The 13297-nt window shown below is 61.8% G+C and carries 9 protein-coding genes; 2 read left to right on the forward strand and 7 right to left on the reverse strand.

From position 1 onward, the window contains the following. Nucleotides 1-57: 57 nt before the first annotated feature. The 7 genes from cyoE to hmpA form a co-directional block, all read right to left on the reverse strand. Nucleotides 58-945: a heme o synthase gene (cyoE, locus tag ACF8R4_RS04780; RefSeq protein ID WP_012270561.1), complete on the reverse strand. Its 888-nt coding sequence runs from the start codon at nt 943-945 to the stop codon at nt 58-60. 11 nt (nt 946-956) lie between these two features. Further along, entirely contained in the window at nt 957-1289 is a 333-nt protein-coding gene (gene cyoD / locus ACF8R4_RS04785; protein ID WP_003248599.1) for a cytochrome o ubiquinol oxidase subunit IV, read from the reverse strand. Then, complete coding sequence (cyoC, locus tag ACF8R4_RS04790; RefSeq protein ID WP_012051225.1) at nt 1289-1915, reverse strand: cytochrome o ubiquinol oxidase subunit III; 627 nt, start codon at nt 1913-1915, stop codon at nt 1289-1291. Before cyoC ends, cyoD begins: the two co-directional genes overlap by 1 nt. A gap of 3 nt (nt 1916-1918) precedes the next feature. Beyond that, nucleotides 1919-3937, reverse strand: coding sequence for a cytochrome o ubiquinol oxidase subunit I (gene cyoB, locus ACF8R4_RS04795; RefSeq protein ID WP_060499736.1), 2019 nt, complete (start codon nt 3935-3937; stop codon nt 1919-1921). 3 nt (nt 3938-3940) lie between these two features. After that, a complete protein-coding gene (gene cyoA, locus ACF8R4_RS04800; protein WP_060499735.1) occupies nt 3941-4882 on the reverse strand; it encodes a ubiquinol oxidase subunit II in 942 nt (313 codons plus the stop codon). Nucleotides 4883-5441: 559 nt separating this feature from the next. Further along, nucleotides 5442-5948 (reverse strand): disulfide bond formation protein B, encoded by a 507-nt coding sequence (locus ACF8R4_RS04805; RefSeq protein ID WP_016713239.1) that lies wholly within the window; start codon nt 5946-5948, stop codon nt 5442-5444. Nucleotides 5949-6316: 368 nt separating this feature from the next. Beyond that, nucleotides 6317-7495, reverse strand: a complete 1179-nt coding sequence (hmpA, locus tag ACF8R4_RS04810; RefSeq protein ID WP_392491787.1) for an NO-inducible flavohemoprotein — start codon at nt 7493-7495, stop codon at nt 6317-6319. Nucleotides 7496-7649: 154 nt separating this feature from the next. Here hmpA and norR point away from each other — a divergent pair, with 154 nt between their 5' ends. Together norR and ACF8R4_RS04820 are read left to right on the forward strand one after the other, a co-directional pair. After that, the gene (gene norR, locus ACF8R4_RS04815) at nt 7650-9206 is read left to right on the forward strand and encodes a nitric oxide reductase transcriptional regulator NorR (protein ID WP_060499733.1); all 1557 of its coding nucleotides are present in this window, start codon (nt 7650-7652) and stop codon (nt 9204-9206) included. A 192-nt stretch (nt 9207-9398) separates the two neighbouring features. Beyond that, the coding region (locus ACF8R4_RS04820) for an Ig-like domain-containing protein (protein WP_392491789.1) at nt 9399-13297 on the forward strand (3899 nt) is incomplete at its 3' end.

Raw genomic sequence — 13297 nt, forward strand, 5'->3', positions numbered from 1 at the left:
CAAACATAAAAAAACCCGGCACAATGGCCGGGGTTTTTAGTGAAGCACTCGCGTCGATCAGCGTGCGTAGGTCATCAGCACGTCCGCAGCAGTCTGGCTGTCCACGCCCATCATCACGCTCAGGGCAGTGACGGTGAGGATGGAGAAGCCGAACACTTTACGGGCCCACTTGCTGTCGTCCTCGGCCTTGTAGCCGCCCCATGCCATGTACAGCCAATAAAGGCCCATGGCTGCTGCCACGGCCAAGTAGCCGAGGCCGGCGTAACCGCCGAGGGTCAGCATCAAGGTGGCGAGCACGAAGGCCAGCACGTACAGCACGATCTGCTTCTTCGCCGCCAGGACGCCACGTGCCACCGGCAGGACCGGAATGTTGGCAGCGCTGTAATCCTTGAAGCGGAAGATAGCGATGGCAAAGCTGTGCGGCATCTGCCACAGGCTGAACATCACCAGCAGGGTCACTGCAGCCAGGTCGAAGCTGTTGCTCACGGCGCAGTAGCCTATCACCGGAGGCATGGCACCAGACAGGCTGCCGACCAAGGTGCCGTGCACCGATTTACGCTTCAGCCACAGGCTGTAGAAACCGACGTAGACGATGAAGCCGATCAGCGCACAGAACGCCGACAGCGGGTTGGCCTGGACATACAGCAGGCTGAAACCCGCCACCCCGAGCAGGGTGGCGTAGATCAGCGCGAGGGGCAGCGACATGCCGCCCTGCACCATGACGCGGTTCTTGGTGCGCTCCATCTTGTGGTCGATGTCACGGTCGATGCAGTTGTTGAACACGCATCCGGACGCCACCACCAGCGAAGTACCGATCACCACCGCCAGGAACAGGGCGAAATCCACATGGCCCTTCGAGGCAAGGAAGAAACCGCCTGCCACGGAAAGCACGTTACCGAAAATGATCCCCGGTTTGGTGATTTGGATAAAGTGCTTAACGGACATGCAGTCTTACCTCACTTGGCCAACATTTCGAAGTGGATGCTGAACATGATCCACAGCGACAGGCCGACAAGCAGAGCGATCACCAGGGTGGTGAACAGGAACGTCGATACGTTGTTGCGTTGCTCTTTCGAGCGGTCCATGTGCAGGAAGTAAACCAGGTGAACAACTACCTGGATCACGGCCATGGCAACGATGATCAGAACGGTCAGGTTCTTCGGCAGGCTGGCGGTCATGGCCAGGCCGAACGGGATCGCGGTCAGGATGATCGACAGTACAAAGCCGATCATGTACGACTTGACGCTGCCGTGGTTACCTTCGTGATGAGTGTCGTGTGCGTTAGCCATTACAGAACTCCCAGCAGGTAAACGACGGTGAATACGCAGATCCAGACCACGTCCAGGAAGTGCCAGAACAGGCTCAGGCAGCTCATGCGGGTCTTGGCGGTCGGCGTGATGCCGTGCTTGTTGATCTGGTACATCATGATTGCCATCCAGATCAGACCAGCCGTCACGTGCAGACCGTGGGTACCTACCAGGGCGAAGAAGCCCGACAGGAAGCCACTGCGCTGCGGGCCGAAGCCTTCGCTGATCAGGTGATGGAATTCATAGATTTCCATCGCGATGAAGCCTGCACCGAACAGGAAGGTCACAGCCAACCAGCCCAGTACGCCTGCTTTCTTGCCATCGAACATCTTCAGCATGGCGAAGCCGAAGGTGATCGAGGACAGCAGCAGGAACAGCGTTTCAACAGCTACGAAATCGAGCTGGAAGATGTCATGACCCGACGGGCCGCCGGCAAAACTGCCGGACAGCACCGCGTAGGTAGCGAAGAGCGACGCAAACAGGATGCAGTCGGTCATCAGGTACAGCCAGAAGCCCAGTACGGTCATCTGGCCCGAGTCGTGGTGGTGGTCGTCATGCCCATGGTCGTGACCATGAGCAGCGCCGCCGTGCATTACTTGACTGGACATTGATTACACCCGCTCAAACGATTCGACACGTGCGCCGGCAGGCAGAGCACCTGCTTTGGCCAGCGCTTTCATACGCTCGCCTTCGATGCGCGCCACTTCTTCGGCTGGAACCATGTAGCCCTGGTCGTCACGTGCAGCGTGGCGAACGAAGACAGCGATGGTTGCAACCAGGCTTGCGCCAACCAGCCACCAGATGTGCCAGATGAAGGCAAAGCCGAAGACGGTCAGGAACAGGCCCATGAACAAACCGGTGGAGGTGTTGCTCGGCATGTGGATAGCGTCGAACTTGGTCGCTGGCTTGTAAGCCTTGCCGCTTTCCTTGGTTTCGTGCCATGCGTCCAGGCCAACCTGCTCAGGCATGTGAGCGAAGTTGTAGAACGGAGGTGGCGACGAAGTGGACCATTCCAGAGTACGGCCGCCCCATGGGTCGCCGGTCACGTCCAGGTTCTGGTTGCGATCGCGGATCGAAACGTAGAGCTGGATCAGCTGGCAAGCGATACCGAACAGGATCAGCACGGCGCCGACAACGGCTACGTACAGGTAGGGTTCCCACAGTGGGTTGTCGGAGTGGTTCAGACGACGGGTCATGCCCATGAAGCCCAGGGCGTACAGCGGCATGAACGCAACGTAGAAGCCCGACAGCCAGAACCAGAAGGCAGCTTTGCCCCACTTCTCGTTCAGGGTGAAGCCGAAGGCTTTCGGGAACCAGAAGGCGAAGCCGGCGATGTAGCCGAATACCGCGCCACCGATGATCACGTTGTGGAAGTGCGCAATAACGAACAGGCTGTTGTGCAGGACGAAGTCAGCACCTGGAACGGCCAGCAGTACGCCGGTCATGCCACCGATGGAGAAGGTGACCATGAAGCCCAGGGTCCAGAGCATCGGTGCGGTGAAGCGCACACGGCCTTGGTACATGGTGAACAACCAGTTGAACAGCTTCACACCGGTCGGAATGGAGATCAGCATCGTCGCCAGGCCGAAGAAGGTGTTGACGCTGGCGCCGGCACCCATGGTGAAGAAGTGGTGCAGCCATACCGCAAAGCCCAGGATGGCGATCGCGCCCGATGCGTAGATCATCGAGTGGTGGCCGAACAGGCGTTTGCCAGAGAACGTCGAGGTAACTTCCGAGAACACACCGAAGGCCGGCAGGATCAGGATGTAAACCTCAGGGTGACCCCACGCCCAGAACAGGTTGACGTACATCATCGGGTTCCCACCAAGCTCGTTGGTGAAAATGTGGAAGTCCAGATAACGGTCAACAGTCAGCAGCGCGAGTGCAGCAGTCAGGATCGGGAACGAAGCAACGATCAGTACGTTGGCCCAGGTGCAGGTCCAGGTGAAGATCGGCATGTCCATCAGCTTCATGCCAGGTGCGCGCATCTTCATCACGGTGACGAGGAAGTTCACGCCGGTAAGCGTCGTACCCAATCCGGATAGCTGTAGCGCCCAGATGTAGTAGTCAACGCCCACCCCAGGGCTGTACTGAATGCCAGCGAGCGGCGGATAGGCAACCCAGCCGGTCTTGGCGAATTCACCAACGCCCAGCGAGATGTTGACCAGCAGCACGCCTGCCAGCAGCAGGTAGAAGCTCAGGGAGTTCAGGAACGGGAAGGCAACGTCACGTGCACCGATCTGCAGAGGAACCGCCAGGTTCATCAGGCCGGTGAAGAACGGCATCGCCATGAAGATGATCATGATCACACCGTGAGCGGTGAAGATCTGGTCATAGTGTTCAGGCGGCAGGTAGCCTTCGGAGCCACCGGTTGCGGCAGCCAGCTGGGTACGCATCATGATGGCGTCGGCAAAGCCGCGCAGCAGCATGATCATCGCGACGATGATGTACATCACGCCGATCTTTTTGTGGTCGACAGTAGTCAGCCACTCGCTCCACAAGTAGGTCCACTTGCGGAAATAGGTGATAAGACCGACGACAGCGATACCGCCGAGCGCGATCATGGCAAGCGTCACCATGACTATCGGCTCGTGATAGGGTATCGCCTCCAGGCTTAGTTTACCGAACATCTCTTACTCCTCTGCACCGGCAGCTGGTTGCATACTCGATTCCACACCCTTGGTTGTGGCCAGGTCTTTGCTGCCTGCTTCTTCGTGGCTACGACCGCGGTTCATGCCTTCGTACTTGTCGACGATCAGCTGGAACTGCTCAGGCGAAGCCTCGCTGTACAGCGCGACTGGGTTGTTTTCGCTTGGTTTGGCCAAGGCGTCGTATTCGGCCTTGTCCAGCTTCTTCGGCGACTGCTTGACCTCGGCGACCCACTTGTCGAAGTCTTCCTGGGAGGTGGCAGTAGCCTTGAATTTCATGCCGGTGAAGCCAGCACCGCTATAGTTGGCGCTGATACCGTCGAACTCGCCGTTTTCGTTGGCGATCAGGTGCAGCTTGGTGGTCATGCCGGCCATGGCGTAGATCTGGCCGCCCAGGCCCGGGATGAAGAACGAGTTCATCACGGCGTCGGAAGTGACGCGGAAGTTGACCGGGGTGTTAGCCGGGAAGACGATCTTGTTGACCGTGGCAATGCCCTGCTCCGGGTAGATGAACAGCCACTTCCAGTCCAGCGCGACCACGTCGATCTGCACCGGCTTCACATCGGAATCCAGTGGACGGTATGGGTCCAGCTTGTGAGTGGAGTGGTAGGTGACGTAACCCAGGGCGATGATGATCAGGATCGGGATGATCCACACCGCGGCCTCGATCTTGGTCGAGTGCGACCAGTCAGGGGTGTAGGTGGCTGCCTTGTTGGAAGCACGGTACTTCCAGGCGAACACCAGGGTCATGATGATGACAGGGATTACCACCAGCAGCATCAGGCCGGTAGCGATCAGGATCAGGTTCTTTTGCTCAATGCCGACCTGGCCCTTCGGGTCGAGCAGGGTCCAGTTGCACCCACTGAGTAAAAGCATGCCTAAAAAGGGCAATATGCCAAACAGTCTGGGGTAACGCTTTTTACTCATCTCACGACCTCTAGATCAGCTTGCTTCAATGCAATTTGTGTTTTGGTAGCCAACACTTCGTCCTGCCAAGTGAGGCATTTCGCGCCCGTACTCGCTCCTGCCTGGGGTCCGACTGCAGGACCTTGGCTTCGAGCGTGTTAGCGGTGCTTATGGTTTCGTAGGCAACAGGCCTGTACTTCAGACCAAGTCCATTTGGTGCGGGAAAACGCGGAGGGGGGTCCGCCCGGTATCGCCGTTGGGCGAAACTTGACGAAGTCAGCAAAAAGGAGCGCTGGGGCTTCCTTCAATCCTGCGACTCGCAAGCAGTGCCGAACGGAAATTGGGGGCGATTGTAGTTAGGTCGCCAACCCTTGACTATGACTTATTGAGCAACAGTCTTTTACAGAATCTGTAACAATGATGCTCAATAATTCAACTTCGCGACAGTTTGTCGCACCCCGCTTGCCAGGCCTCAAAGCCGCATTCTAAAAGGCTTCGGGATTGATCCAGATCAAGCGGCGAGCAACTTTTCCCTCTTCTCATGCGGCGTAAAAGCCCCCATGGAATTCGGGACTTTTGTCTAAGCCTGGCGTCGGTTGCGATAGATACCGAGCGGAACCAGAATGGCGGTCAGCACAAACGCTACCAGTGCCCACTGCGCCAGTGACAAACCGAGGATCGGCGGGTACGGCGTGCTGCAGAAACCGTCGACCTGGAACGCCAGCGGCCAGAGCTTGGCCAGTGGCAGGTCGTCCACGATCGGTTGCAGGGTGTCGATGCCACAACTGACCATGGGGTTGGCGAGTATATACACATGGTTGCCCGCCGCAATGATTCCGCCAATGGCACTGAGCACCACCAGCACCTCGAAGAAGGTCAGGCTACGGCGCCCGGGCATCGCGGCGGCGATGAACGCGAACACGGCAATGAACAGCAGCGCGTAACGCTGCAGGATGCACAGCGGGCACGGCGCCTCGCCCAGTACCACTTGCATATAGAGGGCGCCGCCGATCAGCGAGAGGCAGATCAGGCCCAACAGCACCAGAAAGCGCCGTTCCCGATTCAGGCGCGATGTTTGTTCGTTCATTGCCGGTTCCTTCGATGGATAGTGGCAGCGTGGTCCGCCTGCCTGGGCGCAAGTCTACACGCTGGGCATGGCCTGTGAGCATGCCGAGGGAGCGGCGCGGTAGCACTGCGCAGGGCTATCCGGTGAGGCTGAGACCGACCGCAACGGCGTCGGTTCAACGCCGGGCGGCAAAAAAGCGGCTGCCCGGGTGCCGCGCAGGGGCAAGCCCCTCGACACCCGGGAGTGAAGGATACCGTGATTAACGGAAGATTAATGATGAAAACGGCGAGCCCGGTTTCATCTTTCCTTATATATAGGCAGAAGGTGTGTACTGCCTGTACCGGCCTCTTCGCGGGCCTGCCCGCGAAGAGGCCGGTACAGGCGCTATATCATTCCAAGGCAGCCGCCGGCCCGAAGAACTCGTAACGGCTCTGCTGCTCCGGCACACCCAGCCCTTTCAACTGACGCTTCACCGCCGCCATGATCCCCTTGGGCCCAAGGAAGTAGGCATCCACATCACGCGCCTGCGGCAACCACTCGGCCAGCAGGTCTTCGCTCAACAGGCCCACAGCATCAGCCGCACCACCCTCCTCCGGCTCGGCATAGCAGTAGAAGCGTTTGAGCTGCGGGTGACGCGCCGCCAGGCCATCGACCCATTCACGGAAGGCATGCACCGCGCCGTTACGCGTACAGTGAATGAAATGCACCTCGCGCCGGGTTTGCAGCGCCGCCTGCAACATGGCCAGCGTCGGGGTAATACCCACGCCCCCGCTAATCAGCACCAGCGGCTTGTCGCTGGCCGCCAGGGTGAAGTCGCCCGCAGGCGGGAACAGTTGCAGGGTATCGCCCACCACCAGCTCATCATGCAGGTAGTTGGACACCTTGCCGCCCACCTCGCGCTTGACGCTGATGCGGTACTCTCTGCCATCGCACAGCGCCGACAGCGAATAGTTGCGGCGCTGTTCAGCACCGTCGATGTCCAGCTTCAGGCCAATGTACTGGCCAGGCTCGGCCTTGAGCACCGGTTTACCATCCACCGGGGCAAAGTAGAACGAAACGATTTCGCTGCTTTCCTGCTCGCGGCGCACCAGGCTGAATTCGCGGGTACCACGCCAGCCGCCCTCGGTTTCTTCCTTCTGTTTATAGAGGCTTTCTTCAGCACCAATCAGGATGTCGGCCAGCTGGCCATAGGCCGCGCCCCAGGCCTCAATCACCTCAGGGGTAGCGATTTCCTTGCCCAGTACTTCCTCGATGGCGCGCAGCAGGCAGCTGCCGACGATCGGATAGTGCTCCGGCAGAATCTGCAGGGCAACGTGCTTGTTGATGATCTGCCCTACCAGTCCCCCCAGCTGCTCCAGTTGGTCAATGTGGCGCGCATACATCAGCACGCCGTTGGCCAAAGCACGTGGCTGGTCGCCACTGGCCTGGTGGGCTTGGTTGAACAGCGGGCGTACCTCGGGGTACTCGCTGAGCATCATCTTGTAGAAGTGGGTGGTCAGCGCTTCGCCGCCGCTTTCCAGCAGGGGTACAGTGGCCTTGATGATTGCACGTTGTTCGACATTGAGCATTGCGACAACTCCTGAGCCTGTGGCTTCAAATGACTGCGTTAGGTATTTCAGCAATCGTGCCAACTTTTATCGCTAGTAAAATCAAGGGGTTGAAGCCAATCATGTCAAAACGACCCACCTCGTCGTATAGTCATATCGACCCATAGGAGTCTTTATGACCGCAAAGCCATTGCTCACCACCCTGCTGCCCCTGGTCAGCGACCTCTCCCGCGACTTGCCCGACCAGGAGCGCTACCGCCGCTTGCTGCAAGCCATGCGCGGGCTACTGCCGTGCGATGCCGCCGCGCTGCTGCGCCTGGATGGTGAATGGCTGGTGCCGCTGGCGGTGGATGGCCTGAGCCCTGACACCTTGGGCCGACGCTTCCGGGTCAGCGAGCACCCGCGCTTCCAGATACTGCTCAGCCGCCCGGAGCCCACTCGTTTCGCCAGCGACTCCGAACTGCCCGACCCTTACGATGGCCTGGTCAACGCCCCCGATGCCGACCTGGAAGTGCACGACTGCATGGGTTGCCCGTTGATGGTTGATGAACGCCCCTGGGGCCTGGTCACCCTCGATGCCCTCACCCCCGGGCAGTTCCAGAGCCTGGAGCTGGATGCCCTGCAAGCCTTCGCCAGCCTGGCCGCCGCTACCGTTACCGTGGCCGAACGCATCGAGCACCTGGCCCTGCGCGCCGAAGACGAACACCTGCGGGCCGAAATCTACCGCCAGGCCAGCGGCCAGGATAAAGAGCTGATTGGCCAGAGCCCGGCGCATAAGCGCCTGGTGGAAGAAATCCGCCTGGTCGGCGGTAGCGACCTGACTGTTCTGATCACTGGCGAAACGGGCGTTGGCAAGGAACTGGTGGCCCAGGCCCTGCACCAGGCCAGCAACCGGGCCGACAAGCCACTGGTCAGCCTCAACTGCGCCGCCCTGCCCGATACCTTGGTGGAAAGCGAACTCTTCGGCCACGTACGCGGTGCCTTCACTGGCGCGCACGGCGAGCGCCGGGGCAAGTTCGAGCTGGCCAACGGCGGCACGTTGTTCCTCGACGAAGTGGGCGAACTGCCGCTAACGGTGCAAGCCAAACTGTTGCGTGTGCTGCAAAGCGGCCAACTGCAGCGCCTGGGCTCGGACCGCGAGCACCGTGTGGACGTGCGCCTGATCGCCGCCACCAACCGTGACCTGGCCGCAGAAGTACGCCATGGCAACTTCCGCGCCGACTTCTATCACCGCCTCAGTGTGTACCCGTTGCACGTACCGCCCTTACGCGAACGTGGGCGAGATGTGTTGTTATTAGCGGGCTACTTCCTCGAACAGAACCGTTCACGCCTGGGCCTGAACAGCCTGCGCCTGAGTAGCGAAGCCCAAGCCGCGCTGCTGACCTATGAGTGGCCAGGCAACGTGCGCGAGCTGGAGCACCTGATCGGCCGCTCGGCCCTCAAGGCACTGGGCCAGCGCCCCGACCGGCCACGCATTCTCACGCTTGAAGCCGTCGATCTGGACCTGCGCGCGGTGCTCGCAACCCCAAACGCCCTGCCCTCCCCCGCAGCCCCTGCCCAACTGGCACCATTGCCTGAAGGCGGCCTGCGCGAAGCGGTCGACCTCTACCAGCGCCAAGCGATCGAAGCCTGCCTGCAACGGCACCAGAATAATTGGGCGGCAGCGGCCCGCGAGCTGGGCCTGGACCGCGCAAACCTGAGCCGACTGGCCCGCCGGCTGGGGCTTCGCTGAGGCTCACCTTACAAAAGGATTAACCCAGAAAGCCATCTGGTTGCTTCCTGCCTGGCTGCTATATCTCCCTAACCACCCGAATTTCGACTGCCTGGTCGAGACTGCGCGGAATGGCCCGGCAAGGGCTCTGTGACGCAGGTTGTGGCTCGAACGGTTCGGGCCGGGGGATCCAGATACCAGCAGGGAGCATCCATGGACAACATCGTCGTCGCCGATAAGCAAACCGAAGTCGCCACTCAGAGCGCCTGGGGCAATATCAACCTCAAAGGGCCAGGCGTCGTGCAGATGCCGGTAGCCCCCGACAAGGTCGCCACTGTTACCCAACGAGGTCAAGACCTGATCATCACCCTGAAATCGGGTGAAAAGGTCACCATTGGCAACTTCTTCGCCGTGGACCAGGCCGGGGTCGGTAGCGACATCGTCTTCGTCGGTGAAGACGGCACCCTGTGGCACGCGCAATATGATGCAACGGCCTTCACCGGTTTCACCTTCGAAGATGTGAACTCGCTGGACGAACTGGTCGCGGGTATCGGCACCGCCGGTAGCGCCATGCCAACCTGGGCGATTGCCGGGCTCAGCCTGCTTGGCGTCGGTGGCGCTGCGGCGGCAGCCGACAACGGAGGCGGCGGTAGCAGCGGTGGCGGCTCGGACCCCGATACCACCGCACCGGCCACGCCCATCGACCTGCTGGTGTCGCCGGATGGCTTGCGCCTGACCGGCCGTGGTGAAGCAGGCACCACAGTGAGCATCCGTGATGCTGCCGGCAACCTGATCGGCAGCGGCACCGTGGGTGCCGACGGCACCTTCGACGTGACGTTGAACCCGCCGCAGATTAACAGCGAGAACCTTGAAGTCACCCTGACCGATGGTGCCGGCAACGTCTCGACGCCTGGCACAGTCACCGCCCCGGACGTGACTGCGCCGCTTGCACCTGCCGACCTTGCCATCAATGAACAGGGCACCACCCTCACCGGCCGTGCAGAACCCGGCGCTACGGTTTCGGTGCGGGGGGCCGACGGGGTGCTGCTGGGCTCAGCCGTGGCCGGTGCAGACGGCCAGTTCAGCATCACCCTGCAACCGCCACAGACCGAAGGCCAGGCTTTGGAGGTCAGCGCCAAGGACGCAGCCGGCAACACCTCACCTTCGGCCAGTATTTCAGCGCCAGACGTCGAGACACCTGATACGACCGCCCCAGACCAGCCCACCAACCTCGCCCTTGCCAGCGGCGTAACCCTCACTGGCCGCGGTGAACCAGGGGCCACCGTGCAGGTGCGCGATGCCGCTGGCAACATGATTGGCACAGGCTTGGTCGGTGCCGACGGGCTGTTCAGCGTCACGCTGTCGCCCGCCCAGGCCAACGGCGAAGCACTGGACATACGCCTGGTGGATGCTGCCGGCAACAGCTCGATCCCGCTTGAATTCACAGCACCCGACATCACCCCGCCAAGTGCAGTCAGCGACATCCTGGTCGGCAGTGGCGGCCTGGCGCTGAGCGGCCGAGGTGAACCGGGTGCCACCGTCGAAGTCCGCGATGCCAACGGCACCGTGATCGGTACCGGGGTGGTCGGGGCCAATGGCACCTTCCTCATCAACCTTGATCCGGCGGTACAACCGGGTGACCAGCTGAGCCTGGTACAGACCGACCCCAGCGGCAACGCCTCCGTTGCCCTCGAATACGATGTACCACTCACCACCGCGCCAGACAGCCCGAGCAACCTGGCCATCGATGCCGATGGCACTACCCTCACCGGTACCGCACCTGCGGGCACCCGCGTAGAGGTCCATGACGCCAACGGCACGCTGATCGGCAGCGCCTTCGCCAATCCCGATGGCACTTTCAGCATCGAACTGAACCCGCCACAAGCCAACGGTGAACTGCTGGATGTCGTCGCCATCGATGACAGCGGCGCCTCTTCGCTGCCCGCACAGATCTCCGCGCCAGACATTACCGCGCCCGCCGCACCGACCGAACTGGCCGTCAGCGCCGACGGCACCGTGCTCACTGGCCGGGCCGAACCGGGCAGTACTGTGCGTATCGTTGCCGCTGACGGCACCGAACTGGGCACCGCCGTGGTTGGCCCTACCGGCGTGTTCAGCATCAACCTCAACCCGCCGCAGGTCGATGGCGAAGTACTGCAAGCCACCGCCACAGATGCGGCCGGCAACACATCCACAGCCAGCTCAGTCACCGCACCGGATATCGACGGTGTCGATACCACGCCACCCGCAGCGCCAGCCGACCTGGTGATCGGCGTGGCCGGTAGCCAACTGAGTGGCCGTGGCGAAGCGGGCACCACCGTGCAGGTCCGTGACGCTGCCGGCAACCTGCTGGCGACCGGCACTGTTGGGCCGGATGGTACCTTTGTGGTGTCCTTGAGCCCTGCCGTGATCGACGGCAGCACCTTGCAAGTCACCCTGACCGATGCTGCCGGCAACGTATCGCCGTCGGGCGCGGTAACCTCTGCCGACCTGCTACCTCCAGCTCAACCCACCGACCTGGCCTTGGCCGATGGCGTGACCTTCACCGGTCGCGGCGAGCCAGGCGCCACCGTGCAGGTGCGTGATGCCGCTGGCACCCTCATTGGTACGGGTGTGGTAGGTGCCGATGGCCTGTTCAGCGTCACCCTTAACCCAGCCCAGGCCAATGGCGAAGCGCTGGACGTTCGGTTGGTGGACGCGGCCGGCAACACTTCTGCCCCGCTGCAGTTCGATGCCCCGGATATCACTGCGCCAGCCGCACCAACCGAACTGGCTGTCAGCGCCAACGGTAGCGTGATTACCGGCCGAGCCGAACCGGGCAGCACCGTGCGTATCGTTGCCGCTGACGGCACCGAACTGGGCACCGCCGTGGTTGGCCCTACCGGCGTGTTCAGCATCAACCTCAACCCGCCGCAGGTCGATGGCGAAGTATTGCAAGCCACCGCCACCGATGCGGCCGGCAACACATCCACAGCCAGCTCGGTCACCGCACCGGATATCGACGGTGTCGATACCACGCCACCCGCAGCGCCAACCGACCTGGTGATCGGCGTGGCCGGTAGCCAACTGAGTGGCCGTGGCGAAGCGGGCACCACCGTGCAGGTCCGTGACGCTGCCGGCAACCTGCTGGCGACCGGCACTGTTGGGCCGGATGGTACCTTTGTGGTGTCCTTGAGCCCTGCCGTGATCGACGGCAGCACCTTGCAAGTCACCCTGACCGATGCTGCCGGCAACGTATCGCCGTCGGGCTCGGTAACCTCTGCCGACCTGCTGCCTCCAGCTCAACCCACCGACCTGGCCTTGGCCGATGGCGTGACCTTCACCGGTCGCGGCGAGCCAGGCGCCACCGTGCAGGTGCGTGATGCCGCAGGCACTATCATTGGTACGGGCGTGGTCGGTGCCGATGGCCTGTTCAGCGTCACCCTTAACCCAGCCCAGGCCAACGGCGAAGCGCTGGACGTTCGTCTGGTGGACGCAGCTGGCAACACTTCCGCGCCGCTGCAGTTCGATGCCCCGGATATCACGCCTCCTGCCGCTGTCAGCAACATCGCAGTCGGCAGCAGCGGCCTGGTCCTGAGCGGGCGTGGCGAACCGGGGGCTACCGTCGAAGTCCGTGATGCCAACGGCACCGTGATCGGTACCGGGGTGGTCGGGGCCAATGGCACCTTCCTCATCAACCTTGATCCGGCGGTACAACCGGGTGACCAGCTGAGCCTGGTGCAGACCGACCCCAGCGGCAACCCCTCCGTTGCCCTCGAATACGATGTACCACTCACCACCGCGCCAGACAGCCCGAGTAACCTGATCATCGATGCAGACGGCACTACCCTCACCGGTTCCGCCCCGGCGGGCACCCGAGTAGAAGTACACGATGCCAACGGCATGCTGATCGGCAGCGCCATCGCCAATCCCGATGGCACTTTCAGCATCGAACTGAACCCGCCACAAGCCAACGGTGAACTGCTGGATGTCGTCGCCATCGATGACAGCGGCGTCTCTTCGCTGCCCGCACAGATCTCCGCGCCAGACATTACCGCGCCTGCCGCACCGACCGAACTGGCCGTCAGCGCCGACGGCACCGTGCTCACTGGCCGGGCCGAACCGGGCAGCAC

The organism is Pseudomonas sp. FYR_2 (assembly GCF_043106425.1).
Taxonomy (GTDB): domain Bacteria; phylum Pseudomonadota; class Gammaproteobacteria; order Pseudomonadales; family Pseudomonadaceae; genus Aquipseudomonas; species Aquipseudomonas monteilii.